At 32.4% G+C, this 22,802-nt stretch carries 24 protein-coding genes and 1 other RNA gene; 9 read left to right on the top strand and 16 right to left on the bottom strand.

Annotation, left to right across the window (positions count from 1 at the left end; all coding sequences use genetic code 11):
• Positions 1 to 2 precede the first annotated feature (2 nt).
• Complete coding sequence (gene typA / locus WA327_RS14125) at positions 3 to 1,802, bottom strand: translational GTPase TypA (protein ID WP_336070798.1); 1,800 nt, start codon at positions 1,800 to 1,802, stop codon at positions 3 to 5.
• A 291-nt stretch (positions 1,803 to 2,093) separates the two neighbouring features.
• Here typA and kdsA point away from each other — a divergent pair, with 291 nt between their 5' ends.
• Positions 2,094 to 2,912, top strand: coding sequence for a 3-deoxy-8-phosphooctulonate synthase (gene kdsA, locus WA327_RS14120; RefSeq protein WP_336070796.1), 819 nt, complete (start codon positions 2,094 to 2,096; stop codon positions 2,910 to 2,912).
• 225 nt (positions 2,913 to 3,137) lie between these two features.
• Here the strand turns inward: kdsA and WA327_RS14115 are convergent, their stop codons facing one another.
• Positions 3,138 to 3,485, bottom strand: coding sequence for a DUF1801 domain-containing protein (locus WA327_RS14115; protein WP_336070795.1), 348 nt, complete (start codon positions 3,483 to 3,485; stop codon positions 3,138 to 3,140).
• A gap of 1 nt (position 3,486) precedes the next feature.
• Complete coding sequence (locus WA327_RS14110; protein WP_336070793.1) at positions 3,487 to 3,846, bottom strand: hypothetical protein; 360 nt, start codon at positions 3,844 to 3,846, stop codon at positions 3,487 to 3,489.
• 140 nt (positions 3,847 to 3,986) lie between these two features.
• Here WA327_RS14110 and WA327_RS14105 point away from each other — a divergent pair, with 140 nt between their 5' ends.
• The 6 genes from WA327_RS14105 (at position 3,987) to WA327_RS14080 (ending at position 7,187) form a co-directional block, all read left to right on the top strand.
• Entirely contained in the window at positions 3,987 to 4,592 is a 606-nt protein-coding gene (locus tag WA327_RS14105) for a hypothetical protein (RefSeq protein ID WP_336070791.1), read from the top strand.
• A gap of 115 nt (positions 4,593 to 4,707) precedes the next feature.
• The gene (locus WA327_RS14100; protein ID WP_336070788.1) at positions 4,708 to 5,001 is read left to right on the top strand and encodes a transcriptional regulator; all 294 of its coding nucleotides are present in this window, start codon (positions 4,708 to 4,710) and stop codon (positions 4,999 to 5,001) included.
• Between the two features lie 55 nt (positions 5,002 to 5,056).
• Entirely contained in the window at positions 5,057 to 5,557 is a 501-nt protein-coding gene (locus WA327_RS14095) for a hypothetical protein (RefSeq protein ID WP_336070786.1), read from the top strand.
• Positions 5,532 to 6,161 carry an ElyC/SanA/YdcF family protein gene (locus WA327_RS14090; protein ID WP_336070785.1) on the top strand — a complete coding sequence of 210 codons (630 nt, stop codon included), beginning with the start codon at positions 5,532 to 5,534 and terminating at the stop codon, positions 6,159 to 6,161. The genes WA327_RS14095 and WA327_RS14090 overlap by 26 nt, the downstream gene beginning before the upstream one ends.
• Entirely contained in the window at positions 6,158 to 6,529 is a 372-nt protein-coding gene (locus WA327_RS14085; RefSeq protein WP_336070783.1) for a DUF2809 domain-containing protein, read from the top strand. Before WA327_RS14090 ends, WA327_RS14085 begins: the two co-directional genes overlap by 4 nt.
• Positions 6,522 to 7,187, top strand: coding sequence for a DUF1361 domain-containing protein (locus WA327_RS14080; protein WP_336070781.1), 666 nt, complete (start codon positions 6,522 to 6,524; stop codon positions 7,185 to 7,187). Before WA327_RS14085 ends, WA327_RS14080 begins: the two co-directional genes overlap by 8 nt.
• An 18-nt stretch (positions 7,188 to 7,205) precedes the next feature.
• On the opposite strand, the gene WA327_RS14075 is transcribed toward WA327_RS14080, so the two are convergent.
• The gene (locus WA327_RS14075) at positions 7,206 to 9,266 is read right to left on the bottom strand and encodes a hypothetical protein (protein ID WP_336070779.1); all 2,061 of its coding nucleotides are present in this window, start codon (positions 9,264 to 9,266) and stop codon (positions 7,206 to 7,208) included.
• A gap of 104 nt (positions 9,267 to 9,370) precedes the next feature.
• The gene (locus tag WA327_RS14070; RefSeq protein WP_336070777.1) at positions 9,371 to 10,576 is read right to left on the bottom strand and encodes an NAD(P)-dependent oxidoreductase; all 1,206 of its coding nucleotides are present in this window, start codon (positions 10,574 to 10,576) and stop codon (positions 9,371 to 9,373) included.
• A 296-nt stretch (positions 10,577 to 10,872) separates the two neighbouring features.
• Here WA327_RS14070 and ssrA point away from each other — a divergent pair.
• Positions 10,873 to 11,270, top strand: a transfer-messenger RNA (tmRNA) gene (ssrA, locus tag WA327_RS14065).
• Positions 11,271 to 11,335: 65 nt separating this feature from the next.
• On the opposite strand, the gene WA327_RS14060 is transcribed toward ssrA, so the two are convergent.
• From WA327_RS14060 to WA327_RS14030, 7 genes are all read right to left on the bottom strand, one after another.
• Positions 11,336 to 11,785, bottom strand: a complete 450-nt coding sequence (locus WA327_RS14060) for a heavy-metal-associated domain-containing protein (RefSeq protein ID WP_336070775.1) — start codon at positions 11,783 to 11,785, stop codon at positions 11,336 to 11,338.
• Between the two features lie 31 nt (positions 11,786 to 11,816).
• Complete coding sequence (locus tag WA327_RS14055) at positions 11,817 to 13,547, bottom strand: efflux RND transporter periplasmic adaptor subunit (protein WP_336070773.1); 1,731 nt, start codon at positions 13,545 to 13,547, stop codon at positions 11,817 to 11,819.
• Complete coding sequence (locus tag WA327_RS14050; protein ID WP_336070771.1) at positions 13,537 to 14,019, bottom strand: DUF305 domain-containing protein; 483 nt, start codon at positions 14,017 to 14,019, stop codon at positions 13,537 to 13,539. Before WA327_RS14050 ends, WA327_RS14055 begins: the two co-directional genes overlap by 11 nt.
• A gap of 11 nt (positions 14,020 to 14,030) precedes the next feature.
• Positions 14,031 to 14,762: a MauE/DoxX family redox-associated membrane protein gene (locus WA327_RS14045; RefSeq protein WP_336070770.1), complete on the bottom strand. Its 732-nt coding sequence runs from the start codon at positions 14,760 to 14,762 to the stop codon at positions 14,031 to 14,033.
• A 2-nt stretch (positions 14,763 to 14,764) separates the two neighbouring features.
• Positions 14,765 to 15,988 (bottom strand): TolC family protein, encoded by a 1,224-nt coding sequence (locus WA327_RS14040; RefSeq protein ID WP_336070768.1) that lies wholly within the window; start codon positions 15,986 to 15,988, stop codon positions 14,765 to 14,767.
• Entirely contained in the window at positions 15,985 to 19,692 is a 3,708-nt protein-coding gene (locus tag WA327_RS14035) for an efflux RND transporter permease subunit (RefSeq protein WP_336070766.1), read from the bottom strand. Before WA327_RS14035 ends, WA327_RS14040 begins: the two co-directional genes overlap by 4 nt.
• A gap of 107 nt (positions 19,693 to 19,799) precedes the next feature.
• A complete protein-coding gene (locus WA327_RS14030) occupies positions 19,800 to 20,213 on the bottom strand; it encodes an HYC_CC_PP family protein (RefSeq protein WP_336070765.1) in 414 nt (137 codons plus the stop codon).
• Between the two features lie 212 nt (positions 20,214 to 20,425).
• On the opposite strand from WA327_RS14030, the gene WA327_RS14025 reads away from it, so the two are divergent.
• On the top strand, positions 20,426 to 20,584 hold the full coding sequence (locus WA327_RS14025) for a YqaE/Pmp3 family membrane protein (protein ID WP_336070764.1): 159 nt from the start codon (positions 20,426 to 20,428) through the stop codon (positions 20,582 to 20,584).
• A 39-nt stretch (positions 20,585 to 20,623) separates the two neighbouring features.
• Here WA327_RS14025 and WA327_RS14020 read toward each other — a convergent pair whose 3' ends face one another.
• The 4 genes from WA327_RS14020 to WA327_RS14005 all read right to left on the bottom strand — a co-directional run bounded on the left by WA327_RS14020 (position 20,624) and on the right by WA327_RS14005 (position 22,546).
• Positions 20,624 to 21,013, bottom strand: coding sequence for a rhodanese-like domain-containing protein (locus WA327_RS14020; RefSeq protein ID WP_336070762.1), 390 nt, complete (start codon positions 21,011 to 21,013; stop codon positions 20,624 to 20,626).
• A 13-nt stretch (positions 21,014 to 21,026) separates the two neighbouring features.
• Positions 21,027 to 21,335 carry a rhodanese-like domain-containing protein gene (locus WA327_RS14015; RefSeq protein ID WP_336070760.1) on the bottom strand — a complete coding sequence of 103 codons (309 nt, stop codon included), beginning with the start codon at positions 21,333 to 21,335 and terminating at the stop codon, positions 21,027 to 21,029.
• 105 nt (positions 21,336 to 21,440) lie between these two features.
• A complete protein-coding gene (locus WA327_RS14010; RefSeq protein ID WP_336070758.1) occupies positions 21,441 to 22,052 on the bottom strand; it encodes a thioredoxin family protein in 612 nt (203 codons plus the stop codon).
• A gap of 5 nt (positions 22,053 to 22,057) precedes the next feature.
• A complete protein-coding gene (locus tag WA327_RS14005) occupies positions 22,058 to 22,546 on the bottom strand; it encodes a redoxin domain-containing protein (protein WP_336070756.1) in 489 nt (162 codons plus the stop codon).
• Between the last annotated feature and the right edge of the window lie 256 nt (positions 22,547 to 22,802).

Genomic DNA, 22,802 nt, shown 5'->3' with positions numbered 1-22,802 from the left:
TTTTACAAAGCTTTATTACGTTTACGCTCTACTTCTTTTAGTAAAATTTTACGTAATCGTAAGTGATTTGGTGTTACCTCTACATACTCATCTTTTTGTATGTATTCTAAAGCTTCTTCTAAAGAAAACTTAATTGCAGGTACAATTTTAGCTTTATCGTCTGCTCCTGCACTACGTACGTTACTTAACTTTTTAGTTTTTGTAACGTTTACAGTCATATCATCTTGACGCGAGTTTTCTCCGATAACTTGACCTTCGTAAATATCTTCTCCTGGATCCACAAAAAACTTACCTCTATCTTGTAATTTATCAATAGAATAAGGAATAGCTTGACCGTTTTCCATAGATACTAATGATCCATTTTGTCTTTCAGGAATACCACCTTTTACTGGCTGATATTCTTTAAAACGGTGCGCCATAATTGCTTCTCCTGCAGTCGCTGTTAATAATTGGTTACGTAAACCAATAATACCTCTTGACGGAATGATAAACTCGCAAACCATACGGTCTCCTTTTGCTTCCATACTCATCATTTCACCTTTACGCATTGTTACAAGCTCTACTGCTTTACCAGATACTGTTTCTGGTAAATCGATAGTCATTTCTTCTACTGGCTCACATTTTACACCATCAATTTCTTTAATGATTACTTGTGGCTGACCAATTTGTAACTCATAACCTTCACGACGCATCGTTTCGATTAAAACCGATAAGTGTAATACACCACGACCAAATACCATAAATTTATCGGCACTATCAGTCTCTTGTACACGTAAGGCTAAGTTTTTTTCTAACTCTTTTGTTAAACGATCTTTAATATGTCTTGACGTTACAAACTTTCCGTCTTTTCCAAAGAAAGGCGAATCGTTAATAGTAAATAACATACTCATTGTTGGCTCGTCAATTGCAATTGTTTTTAATCCTTCAGGATTTTCAAAATCGGCAACAGTATCACCAATTTCAAAACCATCAAGACCAACAATAGCACAGATGTCTCCAGTTTGTACTTGATCTACTTTTATACGACCTAAACCTTCAAAGATGTGTAATTCTTTAATTCTACTTTTCACCTTAGAACCATCACGTTTTACTAACGTAATTTGTTGGTTAACTTTTAAGTCGCCACGTGTTAAACGTCCAATAGCAATACGACCTGTAAAACTAGAGTAGTCTAAAGACGTGATTAACATTTGTGTAGTTCCTTCTTCAATTTTTGGTTCAGGAATATGCTCGATAACCATATCTAATAATGGTTCGATGTTTTCTGTTTGTTGCTTCCAATCTTCACTCATCCAGTTGTTCTTTGCAGAACCATAAACTGTTGGGAAGTCTAATTGCCACTCTTCTGCACCAAGTTCAAACATTAAGTCAAACACTTTTTCGTGTACCTCATCCGGCGTACAGTTTTCTTTGTCTACTTTGTTTACAACTACGCAAGGTTTTAACCCTAAATCAATAGCTTTTTGAAGTACAAAACGCGTTTGTGGCATTGGTCCTTCAAAAGCATCAACTAATAAAAGTACACCATCTGCCATGTTTAAAACACGTTCTACTTCTCCACCAAAATCGGCGTGACCTGGTGTATCAATAATATTAATTTTAGTGTCTTTATAAGTAACCGATACGTTTTTAGAAGTAATCGTAATTCCACGTTCACGCTCTAAATCGTTATTATCCAAAATTAAATCACCAGTATTTTCGTTTTCTCTAAATAACTGACAGTGATACATAATTTTATCAACCAGCGTTGTTTTACCGTGGTCTACGTGCGCAATAATTGCAATGTTTTTAATCTTAGCCATAAATAGTGCCTTATTTTAAGCGTGCAAAGGTAGGTATAAATTATATATATTCAACACTTTATTTTTCAATTGGGCATTACCCTTTGTAACAACGCCTATTTTTAGACTAAAACAAAGATTATTAATAAGTTACAAAGGGTCGCGCTTTCAGAAGTCGCAATCAAAGATGTGCTCCAACAATTCTTCAATCGCTAATGCAAGTGTTTGCCAAGATTATTTATTTCAACTAAAAATAAAAGCCTATTTATTTCAGTCATTAATAGTATCTTTGTAGCATCTAAAACTATAATAATGACACTTCAAGATATACCTAAAATCAAACATACAGACAGTAATAACTTCTTTTTACTTTGCGGTCCATGCGCAATTGAAGGCGAAGACATGGCTTACCGCATTGCCGAAAAAGTAGTTAGCATTACCGATAAACTAAATATACCTTACGTATTTAAAGGTAGTTTTAAAAAAGCAAATCGTAGTCGTATTGATAGTTTTACAGGTATTGGTGATGAAAACGCATTAGAAATTCTTGCTAAAGTGTCTGAAAAATTTGATATACCTACCATTACAGATATACATGAAGTTAGCGATGCTGCAAAAGCAGCACAATACGTAGATGTATTACAAATACCAGCGTTTTTAGTACGTCAAACCGATTTGGTTGTTGCTGCTGCAAAAACAGGAAAAGTAGTCAACCTTAAAAAAGGACAATTTATGAGTCCTGAAGCGATGAAACACGCTGTACAAAAAGTAAAGGATGCAGGAAGTGACAAAGCTTGGATTACCGATCGTGGTACTATGTTTGGTTACCAAGATATGATTGTAGATTTTAGAGGTATTCCTACAATGAAACACTATGCGCCTGTAGTTTTAGACGTTACACATTCTTTACAACAACCTAACCAAAGTGCTGGTGTTACAGGCGGACGACCAGATATGATCGAAACTATTGCGCGTGCTGGCGTTGTAAATAATGTAGATGGTTTATTTATCGAAACACATTTTGATCCAGCTAACGCAAAAAGCGACGGTGCAAACATGCTACACTTAGATAATTTAGAAGGTTTACTAACTAATTTAGTGGCGATTAGAAAGTTGGTGCAGAGTTTTTAATTAGTGACACCAATTACACAAATTATCACTAATTATATTTCTAATATAGTTGTTTATAAAACTACGTCAGTTCGAGTGTTTTTTATGCAATTTTAAATGGAATAAAAAATGTATCGAGAACTTTAAGTTTATACTTCTCGATACAATTTTACTTAGCTACTCTTCGTAAAATCACTCGAAGTGATGATAATGAATATTACCTTTGATGATAGAGCTATTTGTTTTTCAATACAATTCACTAGCTGCTTTCAACACATCTATAAAAATGTTATCATTTATAGCATCTAAAGACGTATATCTAAGTGACATCATTTTTTTACGATTTTCGGTAATTTGATGTTCTTGGTGTATTTTAATTTGTGGTCCTTTTACAAAACCAACATCTACAAATTGCTTTTTATGACTGGCATTGAAATAACAAAAAGGCTTTCCTTTTAAGTAGTAAAATGGGATTTTATATTTAAATTTTAATTCTATTTCAGGTAAAGTGTGTTCTACTAAAATTTGTAAATGCAATAAAATAGCCCGAAAATGTTCGGGCTGATTTAATATATATTGTTCGGCAGGATTCATTTTAGAATATCGCTAAAATACCAATCACTAATAAAACAATTCCGATAATCGCTTTAAAAGGCATTAACTTGTCTGATAATTTTCTTAATGAATTTTCAAATGCTGGCGCTTTACCAAATACATGTGTAAGTAGTAAAATACCTCCAAGAATACTTACAATTCCATACAAACTAAAGTGACCACCAAATAGTCTTAACAAAGGTATTATAACTAATGCGCCACCAATTATAGTTTGAAAAGGTGCTAAAACACCGGCTATTTTATTAAAAAAATCACTTTCTCCATCCCATTTATCCAATGTAGACAATCCAAGCAAAATTCCTCCAGTAATGTTTGCTATAATTAGTAATAACCCAAGCATATCTTTGTTTTTTAGTTAGACTTAAATTTAATAAAAAAAATGAAATGGAAGAACTATTTCAATTTTTAAAAATTTAGCAATCTTTTAACTTGTTAAATTCAAAATAAAAACATTACTTTGTTTTTCAAAGTACTTTAAAAATGAGCGATAAAGATTATTTAAAAGACATTAGCGAGATAAAAAACTTAATGAATAAGTCGTCTCGTTTTATTTCATTAAGCGGTTTATCTGGTATTTTAGCTGGTATATATGCGCTTATTGGTGCTGCGATTGCATACTATATTGTAGCAAATTCGGTTAGAGGTTATTTAATTTTGGATGGCAATGTATTTAAAATTTGTGCAGCTATTTTAATTATGGTTGCCGTTTTAAGCATAGGAACTGGCATTTTTCTAACTACTAAAAAAGCAAAGAAAAACGGCGAGAAAATTTGGGATAATTCCTCTAAGCGATTAGTTGTAAATTTTTTAATCCCATTAATCGTTGGTGGACTTTATATTTTAATCATTTTAAATCAAAAACGCTACGGACATACCGCAGCTCTAATGCTTATTTTTTACGGGTTAGCATTAATAAATGCTTCAAAATATAGTATTGGTGATATTAGATATTTAGGCTTTACCGAGATTATCTTAGGCTTAATTTGTGCCTTAATGCCAAGCTACGGGTTTTGGTTTTGGGTGATTGGTTTTGGATTTATGCATATTATTTATGGCTCAATAATGCACTTTAAATATGATCGCTAAAATGAAAGCTTTTAAAAAGAAATATATAATCGTTGCTATTATAGTATTTTTGTTGTTTTTAATTTGGGCAGAATTAGCTGTAGGTATTTTTAATTCGCCTTTTGCTGGAAGTTAAATGAGTATAATTAATAACATAAATAAACTATTTGATCACCGTATTAGACTTGGCATTATGTCTGTATTAATGGTTAACGAGTATGCCGATTTTAATACGCTAAAAGAACTTTTAGACGCTACAGATGGTAATCTTGCTAGTCACACCAAAGCATTAGAAAAAGCTGAGTATATTAAAATTGAAAAACAGTTTATAGAACGCAAACCAAACACACGATACAGCGCTACTAAACTAGGACAAGCTGAATTCAAAAAACACATTGAAGCTTTAGAAAAATTAATTAAAAACACATAAATCAAAAATTTTTATCAATTTACTTTGAAATTCAAAGTACTTTAAAAACAAATAAATGAGAAGATACAGGAAAAAAATAGTTGCCTTTCTTTTTGAAATCACACAAGGTATTTACATCAAGTATTTCAAGAAAAACACACCTTGGAATTTAACCAAAAAAGAACTTTTACTATATGCTAAATATAGTTTTGGATACAAACTTGGCTTGTTTTTAGACCAAAATGGTTTTGATTTAATTCCTAAAGCAGAAAGGCACGATGCTTATCATGTAATTACTGGGTACACAAGTAATGAAGAAGATGAAATTGCGTTACAATATCTATGTTTTGGTAATGGTAAAAGAAGCCTATACCTTTTTGGAGTCGTTATTTTAGGTTCGATAATCCTACCTGATTATTACCGTTATTATTTAAAATCTTATCACTTAGGAAAAAATTTAAATCGGTTTTATGATTTAGATTTTAAAGGCTTACTAAATACAGATTTTGAAACTTTAAAAACATCTATTTTCAATAAAAAACAACTAAAAAATGAAACGCTTAAAACAACTTTTTAAACTTGGATTAATTCTTTTATTAGCAGTTTTACTATGTAATTTCTTAATAAGCTACAAAGCAGAACACAAAACCTTCGATAACATTGAAAATGTACCAAAAAACAAGGTTGGTTTAATTTTAGGTGCAGGAAAAACAACTTCTAATGGTTATGTAAATTTATATTATAAATACAGATTAGAAGCCGCATTTTTACTTTGGAAAAACAATAAAATTGATAAAATTTTAATTAGCGGAGACAACAGCAGAAAAGATTACGACGAACCTTCTACTTTTAAGTCAGACTTAATACAACTTGGTGTACCAGAAACTGATATTTATTTGGATTATGCTGGATTTAGAACTTTAGATTCTATTGTACGAGCAAAGAAAATTTTTGGCTTAGAATCTATGACTATTATATCTCAAAAATTTCATAATGAGCGCGCCATTTATTTAGCAGAAAATAATAACATAGATGCTATAGGCTTTAATGCTAAAGACTTAAATGGACGATTTGGATTACGTACTAAATTGAGAGAATATTTAGCCAGAACTAAAGCAGTTATAGATGTGATAATTAACAAGCAACCAAAGTTTTTAGGTCCAACAATTGAAATCTCATGAAAGCAAACAAAACCTATCTCATCATTTTCATCTGTATTCTAATTACTGAAATTGGTATCGCTCTATTCTTAAAAAGCGGTTTTATCAGACATACATTTGGTGACTTTTTAGCGACTATTTTGGTGTTTTTATTTATAAAAATATTTAGTAAAATGTCTTCTGTAAAAGTTGCAATTACAACACTAATAATTGCTTTTTGTATTGAGTTTGCGCAATATTTTCAGTTTCTAAATTATTTAAATCTTAATCAAATTAAACTTTTAAGAATTGTCTTTGGAACCAGCTTTAGCGTTCAGGATTTAGTAGCTTACACTTTAGGAGTTCTCACCATTTATTTTATCGATTTAAAACTTTTAAACAATGAATAACATAAAACAACTACTTTTTACCCAAAGTAAAATCTTTTCAACGTTTATAGGCTTATCAGTTTTTAGCCTATTTATATTAATGATTAGAATGAAATTAACGCATTCTTATTACTATTTATTCTTAGTGTGGAATTTATTTTTAGCCTTTATCCCTTTTTTCATAAGTACTTATTTATCATTTCAACAAAAAATAAATAGTGTTATCCTTATCACGATTAGCATAGTTTGGCTATTGTTTTTACCCAATGCACCATATATTATTACCGACTTGTTTCATTTGCAATACAGTCATCCAAATCGTATTTGGCTAGATGTATTAACCATAAGTGCATTTGCTGTTACAGGTATGTATTTTTTCTATCAATCGCTATTGACTATGGAAATTATTTTTAAGAAGAAATTTGGCAAAACAACCTCAACCTACATAACACCTATACTTATTGTTTTAGTTGCTTTTGGTGTGTATTTAGGTAGATATTTAAGGTTTAACTCTTGGGAAGTTTTAAGTCAACCCTTATCCATTTTTGAAAGTATTACAAGTATAATTTTTAATCCTAAAACACATTATAACGCTTGGTTATTTACTGCTCTTTTCGCTTTGTTTTTAGCAGTGTTTTATTATGCTTTTAAAAGTAATAATAATAAAAAAGCTTCCTGATTAGGAAGCTTTTTTATTTTAATTATCATCTGGATCGTTTGGATCTGTTCCATTTAAGGCTTCTTGACCATCATCAACACCATCTCCATCGGTATCTGGGTTATTAGGGTCTGTGATGTTTCCGTTTGGGTTAGCTGAAGATAACCCATTATCTATACCTGTTAATTCTTCACAATCAAATAAACCATCTTGGTCTGTATCTACAGTAACATTCGCACCTAATAAATAGAACACTCCGTTGGTAGTAACTTGACCTGAAATGATATTTTCCACTCTTACAAACAACATTTGTAAATCATCTATATTATCATATGGACTAGCTACTGGATTTGTTGCATTATCTGCATCTGCTTGAGTTACGTAAAATGTAATATCAGAATTAATGTAATTATCATTAAACTGTTCTAAATCATAAGTCAAACCATCACAGCCTTCAGAGTACCATTCTGCTCCATAAACCGCAACGTCTTGAGGATCTAGATAATCAGGTATACCATCGCCATCGCTATCTTGATCCATAGGATTGGTATTACTACCGTAAACTTCATCTGCAGTGTTTATACCATCACCATCATCATCTTCGTCTTGATAGTTTGGTATACCATCTTGGTCGGTATCATCATCTAATAAATTTCCGTTTCCATTAATGTCCTCATCTATGTCATAAACACCATCATTATCAAAATCGCCTAAAGTGATACAAGTTGAAGCTGTTCCTAAATCTGTTATAGCTGTAAAATTTCCTGTAAACGTGTCGGTTTCTTGTCCTCCAGAAGCATCTATCACATTAATTATATATGAGCTATCTGCAGCACAATAACTAATACTCTCATTTACCATACCATCTGTAATTGGTATAATTTGCGCATTGCTACCGTTTACTATTTGCATGTAACCGTTAGTAATTGGGTTACCATCACAATCATTAAACATTCCTGTAAGTGTAGTTATTTGTTCTGTTGAATTTGTTACTGTAACCGTAATTGTATCATCAGCAGAAAATGGTCCAACTGTCGTTGTAAACACATCACAACCATAATTAGGAATCGTTAAAGTCAACGCTTCATTAGCAGCAATTAAACCACAAACTTCTCCGTTAGCATTTGTATATCCTCCTGAAGTTGAATTCCATGTAGTTGTTTGTAAAGTTAATTGTGTATATAAACTTGGTAAAGGATTTCCGTTACTGTCTTGTAACGTAATGCATGTTTGTACAACATCAAAAGGTGCATCACAATTCCAAAAACTAAAATGCGATACTTCTCCAACATATTCATTACCTATTAATGTAGCCTCACCTTCTTCTACCCAATATCCGTTTTGCTCATCAAAATACCATAGTGGAATTGTTGCTGGTGGATTTGTTGTATTGGTTGGTACAGGAATAGTTATAGTTGCTGTTGTACCAGAAGTGATGTTTAAATCTTCTCCATTTTCACCAATTAGTTCTACAGCAATCATACCGTAAGTTTCTAGCGTTCTTAAATCGTCAGCAGCATCTTTAGCTATTAACATACCTGGCATTTGCAGGTTCATATCTTCTTCATCTGGATTTAAATGTCTTAACACCACATCTACATTACCTTGATAAGTAACACCCGTTGAAGTCTCAAAACCACCATCAAAATCTACTTTAGTACCATTTGGTAAATCTACAGTAATAGCCTGACTAGAAACTATGGTTGCATTTGGTGTTGCATCCAATAACATTATTTTTACTTGGTTAACACCATCGGTTGGCACTAATGCTCTAGATCCAGAAATATAACCTTGTTTAGAAGCTTTGATGTATGCAAACTTCTCATAAACTGAAGCATCGTTTACTGTAAAAACACCATTAACATCGGTTATAGCAAATCCGCTACCTAAAGTGATGTTTGCTCCTATAATTGGCTCGTCATTTTCATCAACAACACGACCAATAAAATCTGCTGAAATTTGCGAGCCAAAATTAGCAAAGAATGGATTATCAGACAATCCATCTTCTTGTTGTTGGTTAATAGGAATGTTATTGTCCTTTTCACAAGAAAAAACTATAAAAAGGAATGCACATGCATAAAGCAGTTTTGAAAATTTCATATTCTTTAATTATTGATTATGTTTAATAGATAACAAAGTATCTATATGGTTGCGTGTTATTATATAATTATAACAAATTAGTTTAACAAACACCTACTTAAAACTTATTCTTTTCCATCTACATAATCTTGTAGATAAGTATAACGTTTGGTTAACTTTCCGTTTTCTGTCATTTTTGCACGTTTTAAAACACCATTTTTATCGCCATTAAAAAATGCAGGTATCACCGATTTTAAAAACATATCTCCAAAACCTTCACTTGCGTCTTTTGGTAATTCGCATGGTAAATTATCTACAGCCATAACGGTAATTGCGCCTTTTGCATTGTATGGTACTTCTTTTTCTGTCATTGGATCGTAACCATAAAATGGATCTGCTATAGTAGACGGTCTTATTGTACTAGCAACTGGTCCGTCAATATCACAAGAAACATCTGCCACCAAATTAATTTTAAAATCTGGATGTTTAGCATCTTCTCTTGTAAATAAATACGGAGCGCCATCACCGTAAAAATGACCTGCGATAAAAAAATCGGTAACCTTAGCGTAAGGCATAAAATTGCTTTCGTAACCGCTTGGGTCTTTATAAAATTCTGGTCTACTACCTACTTTACCATCTTTACGTTTGTTGTATTCCATAACATCAATCATGCAATAAACTGGCTCTGTAAAATCTGTAGTTAAGTATAACGCATCGCTTACTTCTTTGATTTTTAAATGGTCTAAAATTTCTTTAGCGCCTTTTGCTACTTTACCTGTTCCGGAAAGTACAATCTTAATATTTGGTAATTTTATTTTATCAAGCTCTGCTTTTACCTCGTCTAAATCTTTTAAGTGTTCTACTTTTGGTAATTCAAACAAACCGTCACGTAATCCTAAAGCTCTAAACCCATTATAAGCACCAACTAATCCTGCGTAGCGACCAAAACCTATTAGTCTTGCTCCGCTTTCTTTAACGATAGTTTCGTGATCGTATAACTCGATATTTTTTTCTAAAATGGCTTTTAACAACTTACGGTTGTAAGGTTGTTTTTTTATAGTATGACTAAAGAAAAAATATTTTTTATTAGGAATTAAAGCTTCAATAGGCACTTCTTTTACACCTAACATTACGTCTGCTTCTGATACGTCTTCTGTTACTTTAAATCCTAAATCTGAATAGGCTTTATCTGGAAATATCCTAATATCTGAAGCCTCTACAAACACTTCTGCTTCTGGAAAATTATCTTTTAATGTTTTTAAATCTTTTGGTGAAAATACAACGCGTCTATCTGGTGGATTTTTGCGTTCTTTAATTATTGCGAATTTCATTTAGTAAGTTTTAATCCTGCTAAAATACCTTTATTATTAAGCTTTAGCAAATGAAATTTTTATAGCAAATCTGACATTTTTTCTTAAGTTTATTATAAATATGCGTTGGTATATTTTTTGATGTATTATTTTTAGTAAATTCGCAGTCCTTTACTTAAAATAGGGTAATACAATAACCTTTGGTTTAGGACCGCGTTAAGGATTGAGGTATTGTTGGAGCACATCTCTGATTGCGACTACCGAAAGCCTGACGCACTTTTGCCTTTAAAAGCAAAAGTGGGTAACGCCATAAAATTGGGGTCGACTGGTTTTGACAGCGAGATTAATTAAATGGTAAGCACGTCGTGTAACGACTATGAGACACGTAAAACGCTAGGTCAACTTTTTAAACGGCGAGAATAACTACGCTTTAGCTGCCTAATCTGAATTATAGTAAGATTACGCCTAGGCTTACAAGGTAAGCAAGCTAAATGTCTCTGGAAAGCCTTGATTGACGGCGTTCCTTTTTGAGGCATCGTAAAAGTCAAAATAGATTTGGTAGCGCTTTGATGCCAATTCGAAACTTAAAAAAGATAAGTAGTAACTAGGTTGTCTTTAACCAGGTTGCTGACGAAAAAATAAGAAAAGACTAAACGTGTAGAAAGCTATTTGGTTACTTGTTTGGACGAGAGTTCGATTCTCTCCGACTCCACAAAAAACCCTGTAAAATATTGATTTTACAGGGTTTTATTTTTTTAGGTGACAAAAAAGTTGATAATTTTAATGATTGTGATTAGAATGATCTTCACTTTCACCATCTCCTGATTGATTCATTGCCATGTCGTGATCATAATGGCAACATCCTGGTAGGTTTTTGTAAACTTCTTCATCTCCAGCTACTTTTTCTGTGTCGTAACCTGATGCTGCGATTGCATTGTGAATTGCCATTTCATCTGTTTTAGAGCTATCAAAAGATACATCTATTTTCTTTTTGTCTGTATCCCAATTTGCAGTTGCTACACCTTCTACTCCATTTGCGGCTTTCTCGATAGTGTCTTTACACATACCACAGTTTCCTCTTACTCCAAAAGACAATTCTGTCATTGCAATGTCTTTTGATGCTTCTGACACTTCTGTTGAAACAGTTTCTTCTACTTTTTTAGCTTCTTCTTTACAACTTGTTAAACCCATAGCTACGATTACAGCTATACTTAAAATTACTTTCTTCATTGTTTTAAAATTTAATTATTGTTTATGTTATTTATTCTATTGTTTGTTTTACTTCACCACATTTAAGCATAGTATCACCAAAATAAGGATTTAAGATTTGCTCTTCTTTACTCAACCAATATGCGCCATTATTGTTATCTGCCATAGGACAAAACTCCACATATACTTTTTCATTGACACCAAATAATTGAACCGCCTTTATTAGTTGAGTAGATAATTGTTTGAAATGATCTCTTTGTGTTTTAATTTCAGAGGATTTAGAAATAGAATTAGCAGATGACTGAATGTGACCTTCTAAAGTCATCCATTGTTTGTGTGCCTCGCCTGTTAATAATTCCATATTTATCTTACGAAAGCTTGATATTATTTTTTTGGCATCACTAGTTGCTTGTTCTGAATTATCTTCCACCAAAGCATCTTTTAAATTTATGTAGTTATCATACACTTGTTTTAATTGTTGTTGAAATGCTTTTGGTGATTCTAATCGAGTGATTTTTGAATAGTCATCATTTACAGTCATTTCTTTAGCAACTGGCTGATTCATCATACTTTTTTTGTCTTGTAATTGTGCTGCTGCATCTACTGTAAATGTTCCGTTGGTCACAATTTCGTTTCCTGAGGATAATCCGTCCAACACTTTGTAGTTATCGCCTATTTTATTACCTAAAGTGACTTCTTTGAGTTTAAAAACAGGCTCGTTAGGATTTGATTTGATATAGACTACAGAACGTTCGCCAGTCCAAAGCACCGCAGAAGATGGAACGGTTATCACTTCATTTGAATTGATTTTATCGCTTTCAATTTCTGCAGATACAAACATTCCTGGTTTAAAAATGGCTTCTTTATTATTTAAAACCACGCGTAAATCTACAGTACGTGTTTTGGAATTTAAAACTGGATCTATAAAATCTACCGTTCCTTTAAATATTTTATTAGGATATGCATTAGTTATCACTTTAACTTCTTGACCTTTTTTGAATTGTTCAATCTGATTTTCATATACATCAAAATTTGCCCAAACCGTATTTAAGTTTGCAATTTTTAGCAATGGTTGTCCTTGTTTTATATAATCTCCTTGTTCTACAAGCTTTTCGGTGACTGTTCCAGAAACGGTAGCATATACCGGAAAATTTTCAATAACTTTTCCTGATGTTTCAATTTGATTGATTTGGTTTTCAGAAAGTTTCCAAAGCTTTAATTTATTTCGTACCGCTTTGTATAAAGCAGGTTGAGATTCCTTTAAGGAAGATGCTGTAATCAACTCTTGTTGGGCTGCGTATAATTCTGGTGAATAAATAGCGGCTAACAGTTGTCCTTTACGCACTTCTTCTCCTGTAAAACTGATATTTAAACGCTCAATTCTACCTGAAAAATAGCTGACTTGCACAGCGTTTGCTTCCTCGTTTTCGGCTATTTTTCCTGATAATTTTATGATTCCATTTTCAATTGAACCATTATCTATTACCGTAGTTTGAATGTTTGCCAACGCCATAGCATTTGGTGTTAATTTGAATTGGTCTGCTGTTAAACCATCTGCGCCAGCTTCAGCAGGAATTAAATCCATACCACAAATTGGGCAATCTCCTGGTTCAGACTGCATGATTTGTGGATGCATTGAGCACGTCCACATTTGATTGGTTTGCGAAGCCTCATCATGGTTATGATTTGCTTCTTCATTGGAACTACTACCAAACAACAACCAACCAACCAATACACCAGTCAAAAGCAATACTACATAAATGATTATTTTATTATTTTTCATTTTCTAATCGTTTTATCATGGCTTTCATTTCTTCAATTTCTTTCTTTTGAGCTGTAATAATATCTTCTGCCAATTGTTTTACTTCTGGATCTTTAATATCTGCTCTTTCACTAGTTAAAATAGCAATTGAATGGTGTGGTATCATGGCTTTCATCCATAAAATATCGCCTATAATTGGTTTTTGCATCCTTACTAAAGATAAAGCACTAACAAACAATACTAAACTTCCTATTAATATTGCTATATTTTTCTTTTTGTCTTGATACATTTTTCGCATAAAAAACCACATGACTACAGCCATAGTTGAAATTCCTAAACAGGTCATATAAAAACGTGTAAGGCTAAAATATACGTGATCTATCGAATAGGTGTTTAAATACATTGTGATGTACATTGTAATAAAAGAACAGCCTAACATTATAAAAAATGTTTTGTAGTTTCCTTTTTTTGAATGTGTATTTGAATTTTCCATAGTTTTAATTTTTAAATAGTTAACATTAATATTGCCATAATAATCATAATGGCATTTTCGATAAATGTAGCTTCTGTCATTGGTAATTTAAGCGCTGTACCTAAGCAGGCACAACGTATTGATTTTTTATCCAATAAGGTTTTTGTAACACCAATAGTTGTAATGCCTAAAATGACAAGGGTAATGATTAAAGCAATTTCGACTTCAAAACGCATTAAAAACATTAATCCTAAAGCTGTTTCTATAAATGGGTAAATCCAACCGTAAACTGGTAGACGTTTTGCTAAAGGATCGTACATACTAAAAGATTCTGGAAAACCTTTTAAATCTAACATTTTAAAGAAGCTAAACACAATGTAAAATAAGCCCATAAAGTCCAGCATAAATGCCGACCAAGCCCAATCTTTATAGTGTAATAAAATACTAGCTGAAGCTATATAAAATATGATAAGCAATAAAGGTTTTAACTGTTGTAACTTGCTTTTATTCTCTTCCATTGGCATACTACTCATATTTGATGAAGCAAAGACATTTTTCTCTTGCTTTTCTGTAATCGTGTATTTATCTGATAAAGCATTTTGTAGTTTTTCTGTTGAAACATGAGATGACATTGTTATTTCAGCTTCACCTTTTTCTAAGTTTACTTTTACCTCATTTACGGCATCTAAAGCGTTTAAACTTTTTTCTACTGAAGCCTTGCAACCGTTGCAAGTCATTCCTGTTATGTTATATGTATGTGTCATTTTTATTGAATTAAATAATTGATAATTGTACTTTGTATGTAATATTTTTTAACCGCTTCAATTTGATTGATTTGAAACTTTAATTGCAATTCCTGAATATCTAAAACATCATTAAAATCTATAGTTCCGGTTTCGTAGCTTTTAATAAGAATTTGCTCTGCATCTTTAGCTTGTTTTAGGTTTGTTGTTGCTGTTTTATGGCTTATTCTTGCTGAAATTCGGTCGTTTATAGCTTTATCTAACAGCGTTTTCAAACTGTTTAATCGTTCTTGCTTTTGATAATTGATTTCTTGTTGTTCCAATTCGTTTTGTTTGGTAACCGACTTGTATTTTTTATTAAAAATGGGAATTGACACCGATAGCATTGGCATGATAATATCTTTACCATTATCTGAAAAACTCATATTTGGTCTTTCTTGTACATTGATGTAATCCAATCCAAAACCAACCATGGGACTGCTTTCTTTTTGATTTAGCAATTCTGATTTTTCTATGGATTGATAGAGTTTGTCAAACTTCAACAATTCAGGATGAACCGATAAATTTTCCGAAGTAATTTCAAAATCTTCCAAAGGAATAGTTAAACTATCTACAACTGAAATTTTCGTTTTATTGTCTCTATTTAAAAGGTTATTTAAATTGGTTTGTTCTGCTAAAAACTGTTGTTGCAATACCTCTTTTAGTTGCTTTAAATCGTTTTGTCGCATTTGAAGACGCAATACATCTACTGCAGAAGCTTTACCAACCTCAACAGAGGTTAACGCCATAGTTTCGTAGGTTTCCAATAGTTTGATATTCTCACTTATTACTTGTTGTGTGGCTTGATTTGCATACAGATTGTAATACGATTGCGACACCGAAGCCATCAATTTACGTTTAGCAATCACAATATCTTCATATTTCGCTTCTGCCAAAGCGGTTACATAATCTTCACGAGAAGTAATGGTGCCAAACCATGGTAACATTTGTTTTGCTGACACTTTAAACCGTTGTGCACCTGTTCTTGTTTCCGGTTCACTTACAAAGTAGCCAACGCCAAATTCAGTATTTGGAATAGTATTGACTTCGTTTACTTTTTCTGAAGCTCTTTTGTATTGAAGTTCAAATTTTTGAATTTCAGGATTGTTTTCTAATGCTTCGTTAATTAATGTTTCTAATTGTTGCGCATTTCCTTTGAGACAAAAGAGAATAGAAAAAAGAAAAAAGATGGTTTTTATAAATTTCATTTTGATGCTCTTTTAAGTTGAACTTCAGCTTTCCAGCTATACAAAACTGGCACTACAAATAGGGTTATTAAAGCGATTAACATTCCACCGAAGCTTGGTATAGCCATAGGAATCATAATATCACTTCCTCTTCCTGTTGATGTTAAAACAGGTAATAATGCCAAAATGGTGGTTGCAGTAGTCATTAAACACGGTCTGATACGCTTTTCACCAGCTTCTACAATTGAGGCTCTTATTTCCTTTTTTGTTTCGGGTGAATTTCTATTGAAGGTTTGTGTTAAATAAGTTGCCATAACGACACCATCATCGGTTGCAATTCCAAATAGTGCAATGAAACCAACCCAAACGGCGACACTTAAATTAATGGTGTGCATTTGGAATAAATCGCGAAGATTTTCACCAAAGACACTGAAGTTTAAAAACCATGATTGTCCGTACAACCAAATCATTAAAAAACCACCTGCAAAAGCAACTGCTATTCCTGTAAATACCATTAAAGATGTACTAACCGAACGGAATTGAAAATACAGAATTAAGAAAATGATTGCCAATGCTAAAGGCACAACTACTGACAAGGTTTTTTCGGCACGTAATTGGTTTTCGTAACTTCCTGTGAATTGGTAGTTGATGCCTTTTGGCACAATTAATTCACCTGAATCAATTTTACTTTGAATCATTGCCTGCGCATTTTCAACTACGTTGACTTCTGCATAACCATCCATTTTATCAAATAGAACGTAGCCTACTAAAAAGGTGTCTTCACTTTTAATCACTTGCGGACCTTGCTCATAACGAATGGTTGCCAATTCACTTAAAGGCACAGGACTGCCTTTTTCAACAGGCACATAAATTTGCTCTAAATCAGTTGGATTTGCTCGTAACTCTCTTGGGTAACGTACACGAACACCATAACGCTCACGACCTTCAACGGTTTGAGTTAAAGACATACCGCCAACTGCGACTTTTAAAACGTTTTGTACCTCTTCAATACTTACACCGTAACGTGCGATTTTTTCTCTATCAATATCGATTAACAAATAGGGTTTTCCGACAATTCGGTCTGCAAAAACAGCCTCATCTTTTACACCTTTGGCTTCTTTTAAAATGGTTTCTAACTTCATTCCAAAAGCTTCAATTTCTTTTAAATCTTGTCCTTTTATTTTAATCCCCATTGGCGCTCGCATACCTGTTTGCAACATTACTAATCGAGTTTCAATAGGCTGAAGTTTTGGTGCTGATGTCACACCTGGAAGCTTGGTTACTTTTACAATTTCGTTCCAAATATCGTCAGGTGATTGAATTTCTGGTCGCCAATTGCGGTAGAATTCGCCATCGTTATCTTCAATCAATTGAGACTTTTCAAATGTGTTAAAGTTGACATTTTCAGAGTTATTTGGATTTGTAATAAAACGTCCATCTTTCAATTCAAACAATCCCTCTTCATTGACTTTATAACGTTGACGTTCACCTTTATCATTCAACATATATTCTGATTTATATTGAATGATATTTTCATACATAGATAATGGCGCAGGATCTAAAGCAGATTCTGTTCTGCCCGCTTTACCAACAACGGTTTTTATCTCTGGAATACTGGCTACAGCCATATCCAATTGCTGTAAAACACGTTTATTTTCTTCTACGCCAGAATGCGGCATCGACGTTGGCATTAATAGAAAAGAACCTTCGTTTAATGATGGCATAAACTCTTTCCCAGTGTTTTTCATAATAAAAAATCCTGCTATTACAATTGCTGATGGGATAGACAGAAATAGTAATTTATTGTCTAAACACCATCTTAAAATGCGTGTGTAATATTTTATAAATAATGAGAATACACCTAATAAACCAAAGCAAACAATAGCTACAAAAATGAGGTTTAAAAAGAAGCTTTCTGTAACACCTAAAGGTCGCCAATATTCGGCTAACAAGAATACTATAGCTGAAGCTGAAATGATGATTTTAACAAGGTTAGCTTGTTTATCTGAAATCTTATTTTGAAGATTTAGTAAAGCAATTACACCAAAAGCGATGAGTATGATTCCTAACCAATACCCATAAAATATCGCAGCTATTCCTAATACTATTAAGACACTATTTAAAACATATTTAAAATGTTTTTGAATGCTTTTTTTTCTGAATAAAAAGGCTGTAAACGGCGGAATCAAAAACAACGCAACGATAATGGAAGCTGTTAATGCAAAGGTTTTGGTAAACGCCAATGGACGGAATAATTTTCCTTCAGCACCAATCATGGTAAACACAGGAATAAAACTGATAATTGTTGTCATTACTGCTGTTACGATTGCGCCAGAAACTTCGGCTGTAGCGTTGTAAACGATTGTGTTTATAGGTTGGTTGTTTTCGTTTTCATCTAAATGCCTGATGATGTTTTCTGAGAGAATGACACCAACATCTACCATAGTTCCGATAGCAATAGCTATTCCGGATAATGCTACAATATTAGCATCGACATTAAAGAGCTTCATCGCAATAAAAACCATTAATACCGCAACAGGTAATAAACCTGAAATCAATACAGAAGCACGAAGGTTAAATACCATAATGACAATGACCAAAATGGTAATAAGAATTTCTAAAGTTAAGGCTTCATTTAGTGTGCCTAACGTTTCTTGAATAAGTTCCGTACGATCGTAAAATGGCACGATGGTGACTTGTGATGTTCTACCATCCGATAATGTTTTTGTTGGTAAACCAGCGCTTAATTCGTTTATTTTAGCTTTTACATTGTTAATCACTTCCATTGGGTTAGCACCATAACGAGCTACCACAACACCACCAACCACTTCTGCTCCTTCTTTGTCTAATATTCCACGTCTTGTTGCTGGACCTAAAGATACTTTAGCTACATCTTTTATTTTGATAGACGTGTAATCTTCAGAAGTTACTACTGCATTCTCGATATCTTCTATCGATTTCACATAACCTAAACCACGCACAAGATATTCGGCTTGATTAATTTCTAAGGTCTGCGCCCCAATATCTTTATTGCTTTCTTTAACTGCTTTCACAATTTGGTTCAAACCAATATTATATTGACGCATCAGTTCTGGGTTGACATCCACTTGATATTCCTGAACATATCCACCTATGGATGAGACTTCAGAAACACCACTTGCTGAGGATAAGGCATATTTTACATAGTAATCTTGAATGCTACGTAATTCGTGTAAATCCCATCCTCCAGTAACGTTTCCGTTTTCGTCACGACCTTCAAGTGTGTACCAAAATATTTGACCTAAGCCTGTAGCATCTGGACCCAATACAGGATTTACGCCTTCTGGCAACAATCCATTTGGCAAGGAATTGAGTTTTTCGAGAATACGACTTCTACTCCAGTAAAATTCAACATCTTCTTCAAAAATGATATAGATGCTTGAAAAACCAAACATTGAAGAACTGCGGATGGTTTTTACGCCTGGTATACCTAATAATGATGTGGTTAATGGGTAAGTAATTTGGTCTTCAATATCTTGAGGCGAACGACCGTCCCATTTGGTAAAAACAATTTGTTGATTTTCCCCTATATCTGGTATGGCATCTACAGCTACAGGATTGCTTGGTAAAAAACCTGTATCCCAATTAAAAGGTTCATTTACAGTTCCCCAACCTACAAAAAGAACAAGTAACAATACTGCTACGAGTTTATTTTCTATTAAAAATTTGATGCTTTTGTTTAGCATTGATTTTGATAATTAAACAGTTAGACATTGGTATTAGAACAATACCGAATACAGTAAATTATCCGCATAGCAAAGCCATAGGATAACAACCTCTAAAAGTTTAAAAATCAAATTAAATAAGTCTCGTCAATCTTGAAGATTTGCCTGACGACGAGCGGTGGTTTGTATGCTTCAAAAGAAGAAACATTTTTATCAATATTTTCAAAAAGGTTGATATATGTATAAACAAACGAAGCGATAAATACCTGTTGCTCAAAAGAAATTTTATCAACAGTTAATTGTAACTCGTCTTGTCCTTCTACTGATAATTGCTTATCATCACAACAACTTTTTTTTGTAATTGAACAGCTTTTGGTTGAAGGTTTTTCCATTTCCACACCACAACCTTTTGCTTTTTGAAAAAATGCTGTTTCTACTAAAGTATCTCCACAATAATGCATGTTAACCATAAATGACATTGTAGAAAATAACACTACAAATGCCATAGCTAATGATACTATTTTATGGAAAACTTTTTTCATACGTTATGCGAAGTTACGAAATTTTAACAAATATTGATTTAATTAACAGAAGTTTAGATAAGACTATTAATTTAAAATTTAGGTTAAAAAGGGTTAGTCTTTATCTTTTAACAACCTTTAACAGCTTTGTTTAAACTTATCATAATTTTGGTTTTATTAAGACTTAAGCATGTTATATGTAGTAACTTTAGATATAACCAAAAACTAAAATTATGAGCATTTTAACCATTATCTTAAATCTTTTTATACCACCATTATCAGTTCTTTTAAATAAAGGATTTGGCAAAGACTTTTTTATAAATTTAATTTTATGCGTTATCTTTTGGTTACCTGGTGTGATACATGCCTTTTATGTAACAAGTGATAAATAAAATGAAACAAAAATCCCAATCAAATGATTGGGATTTTTTTTATTTTTCTATAGGCAATTCTAAACTTTTCCATTTAGAATAACCGCCTTTATAGTCTAATATTTTTGTGAAGCCTAGAGCTTTCATCTTTTCGGCACATTTGGCACTTCTTCCTCCCATTTGACAATAAACTAACACAGGTTTATTTTTATCTAGCTTCTGAATGTCTTTTTCAAAAGTTGGTGATAAAAAGTTAATGTTTTGTGCTGCTGCTATATGTCCTGCACCGTATTCTTCTGGTGTTCTTACGTCTATTAGCTGCACATCTTCCATATTAATGTAAGTTTGCATTTCTTCTTGAGATACAACTTTTATTTCTTCAGTTGCATCTGTTTTACAACTTACAATAGTAGTTAATAGTAAAAGGAATAAAACTATATGTTTTTTCATTGTAATATAATTTTTATTCTACGTCTCCTGTCCACTCTAAAATTCCTCCTAAAAGGTTGTAAGTGTTATCAAAACCTAGTTGATTCATTATATTACATGCCTGAGCGCTACGTGCACCAGATCTACAATATACATAGTAGTTTTTTGATTTATCAAGCTCTTCTACTTGATATACAAAACCTTGCCCTTTATAAATATCAATATTTATTGAATTTGGTATTTTCTTTTCTGCTACTTCTGCTTCTGTTCTAACGTCTAATATTACTGCATTATCATCTGCATTAAGCTGTTCTGTCCACTCGGTTTGAGATAAATTTGCCATTTTTAATATAATTTTTTATCAAAATTAAGATTTCTTCGTGATATAGACGTAAAAAAACCCGGAATGTTACATTTCGGGTTTTTAGTTTTTTTAGGAAAAAGTTTTTTAGGCTTTAATCGTACAACCTATTGCTTTAGTTTCTTTCACTTTTATTTCATTTCCTTTTAATAAGGCATCAACAGCATCTTCAACATATTTAGTTTTTACCGCATTTGCATCTTGAAAGTTATCATCTATTGCTCCAATATATTTAACCTCATTTCCTTTTTGTGTTTTTTGTAACACATAAACATGAGGTGTTTTTGTTGCGCCGTATTGTGGATAAATTTCTTGTTCTGCATCAATTAAATACGGAAATGTAAACCCTTTTTCTTTAGCTCTTTTTTGCATTGCCTCCATATTATCACCAGGCTTTATTTCTGTATTATTTGGCATAATTGCAATAACAGGATAACCTTTACTTGCGTATTTTTTATTTAGTGCTTCTACTCTATCTTCATAAGCCACAGCATAAGGACATGTGTTACAAGTAAATGTTACTATAAATCCTTTTGCGTCTTCAAAATCTGATAAAGACACCATTTTTCCGTCTATGTTTTCTAATCTAAAATCTGTTGCGATGTCTCCGACTTTGTATCCATCGTTTGGCTTAATTGTAAAGGCACTAACAGATAGCGCTAGCACAAATAAAAACAGTAATTTTTGTGTTGTTTTCATGAGAGTTATTTTAAAAATTTGTTTACTGTTTTTTCTAATTCTTCATATTCAAAAGGTTGTTCATAAAACTCTCTTTTGTCTGAATTAAATATTAGTGTAGCTGGTATAGCACCAGACCAATCTTTGTTTACTTGTGGTATCCAATAGTTAGAATCCATATCATTTAAAGCGAATAATTCTGACTGCAATTGCTTTTCGTTAATAAAGGTTTTTAACTTCGTATCAAAGTGTTTCGGAAAATCTAAACTTACCAAAACAACTTCAACATTTTTATCTTTATACTCTTCGTTTAGCTTTTCAAAATAAGGCAATTCTTTAACACATGGTACACACCAAGTTGCCCAAAAGTTAACCACGTAGGTTTTATTTTCATCTGTTCTGTTAATGACTTTTTCTAGTCCACTGTAATCAATTTCTGTAAAGGTTATTTCTTTTTTTTCTTCTTTACATGAAAGTATTAACAGTACAAAAAGTATAGGTAGTATGTTTTTCATTTGACTTATAATTTCGTCTAAAATTAATAATCGATTATGGGTTAGTTTAAACTTTTAACAAATAATTAAATGCTATTTGTGTTTGCGAAATAAAATTTGATTTCTATATTTACACTTCAAAACAAACAAATGAACACAATTTTAAATCATACTTGGTGGTGGAACTTCAAGATTTCAATCTTCGTGAAGTAAACCCTTAGTATATTTAATTTAAAATATTTAAAAAAGGCTTGTCATTCACGACAAGCCTTTTTTG

It is taken from the genome of Mesoflavibacter sp. CH_XMU1404-2 (genome assembly GCF_037029465.1).
GTDB lineage: Bacteria > Bacteroidota > Bacteroidia > Flavobacteriales > Flavobacteriaceae > Mesoflavibacter.
Note: the sequence above shows the minus strand (reverse complement) of the source record. Positions and strands in the feature narration are given on the sequence as shown.

Bases quoted from the DNA above. Each gene is read 5' to 3' on its own strand.
- WA327_RS14030 (WP_336070765.1), bottom strand. From the start codon at position 20,213: ATGAAAAAAGTTTTCCATAAAATAGTATCATTAGCTATGGCATTTGTA.
- WA327_RS14085 (WP_336070783.1), top strand. From the start codon at position 6,158: ATGAAAGCAAACAAAACCTATCTCATCATTTTCATCTGTATTCTAATT.
- WA327_RS14040 (WP_336070768.1), bottom strand. From the start codon at position 15,988: ATGAAATTTATAAAAACCATCTTTTTTCTTTTTTCTATTCTCTTTTGT.
- WA327_RS14035 (WP_336070766.1), bottom strand. From the start codon at position 19,692: ATGCTAAACAAAAGCATCAAATTTTTAATAGAAAATAAACTCGTAGCA.
- WA327_RS14015 (WP_336070760.1), bottom strand. From the start codon at position 21,335: ATGGCAAATTTATCTCAAACCGAGTGGACAGAACAGCTTAATGCAGAT.
- WA327_RS14115 (WP_336070795.1), bottom strand. From the start codon at position 3,485: ATGAATCCTGCCGAACAATATATATTAAATCAGCCCGAACATTTTCGG.
- typA (WP_336070798.1), bottom strand. From the start codon at position 1,802: ATGGCTAAGATTAAAAACATTGCAATTATTGCGCACGTAGACCACGGT.
- WA327_RS14050 (WP_336070771.1), bottom strand. From the start codon at position 14,019: ATGGAAAATTCAAATACACATTCAAAAAAAGGAAACTACAAAACATTT.
- WA327_RS14005 (WP_336070756.1), bottom strand. From the start codon at position 22,546: ATGAAAAACATACTACCTATACTTTTTGTACTGTTAATACTTTCATGT.
- WA327_RS14055 (WP_336070773.1), bottom strand. From the start codon at position 13,547: ATGAAAAATAATAAAATAATCATTTATGTAGTATTGCTTTTGACTGGT.
- WA327_RS14060 (WP_336070775.1), bottom strand. From the start codon at position 11,785: ATGAAGAAAGTAATTTTAAGTATAGCTGTAATCGTAGCTATGGGTTTA.
- WA327_RS14075 (WP_336070779.1), bottom strand. From the start codon at position 9,266: ATGAAATTTTCAAAACTGCTTTATGCATGTGCATTCCTTTTTATAGTT.
- kdsA (WP_336070796.1), top strand. From the start codon at position 2,094: ATGACACTTCAAGATATACCTAAAATCAAACATACAGACAGTAATAAC.
- WA327_RS14090 (WP_336070785.1), top strand. From the start codon at position 5,532: ATGAAACGCTTAAAACAACTTTTTAAACTTGGATTAATTCTTTTATTA.
- WA327_RS14025 (WP_336070764.1), top strand. From the start codon at position 20,426: ATGAGCATTTTAACCATTATCTTAAATCTTTTTATACCACCATTATCA.
- WA327_RS14110 (WP_336070793.1), bottom strand. From the start codon at position 3,846: ATGCTTGGGTTATTACTAATTATAGCAAACATTACTGGAGGAATTTTG.
- WA327_RS14105 (WP_336070791.1), top strand. From the start codon at position 3,987: ATGAGCGATAAAGATTATTTAAAAGACATTAGCGAGATAAAAAACTTA.
- WA327_RS14045 (WP_336070770.1), bottom strand. From the start codon at position 14,762: ATGACACATACATATAACATAACAGGAATGACTTGCAACGGTTGCAAG.
- WA327_RS14095 (WP_336070786.1), top strand. From the start codon at position 5,057: ATGAGAAGATACAGGAAAAAAATAGTTGCCTTTCTTTTTGAAATCACA.
- WA327_RS14100 (WP_336070788.1), top strand. From the start codon at position 4,708: ATGAGTATAATTAATAACATAAATAAACTATTTGATCACCGTATTAGA.
- WA327_RS14080 (WP_336070781.1), top strand. From the start codon at position 6,522: ATGAATAACATAAAACAACTACTTTTTACCCAAAGTAAAATCTTTTCA.
- WA327_RS14020 (WP_336070762.1), bottom strand. From the start codon at position 21,013: ATGAAAAAACATATAGTTTTATTCCTTTTACTATTAACTACTATTGTA.
- WA327_RS14010 (WP_336070758.1), bottom strand. From the start codon at position 22,052: ATGAAAACAACACAAAAATTACTGTTTTTATTTGTGCTAGCGCTATCT.
- WA327_RS14070 (WP_336070777.1), bottom strand. From the start codon at position 10,576: ATGAAATTCGCAATAATTAAAGAACGCAAAAATCCACCAGATAGACGC.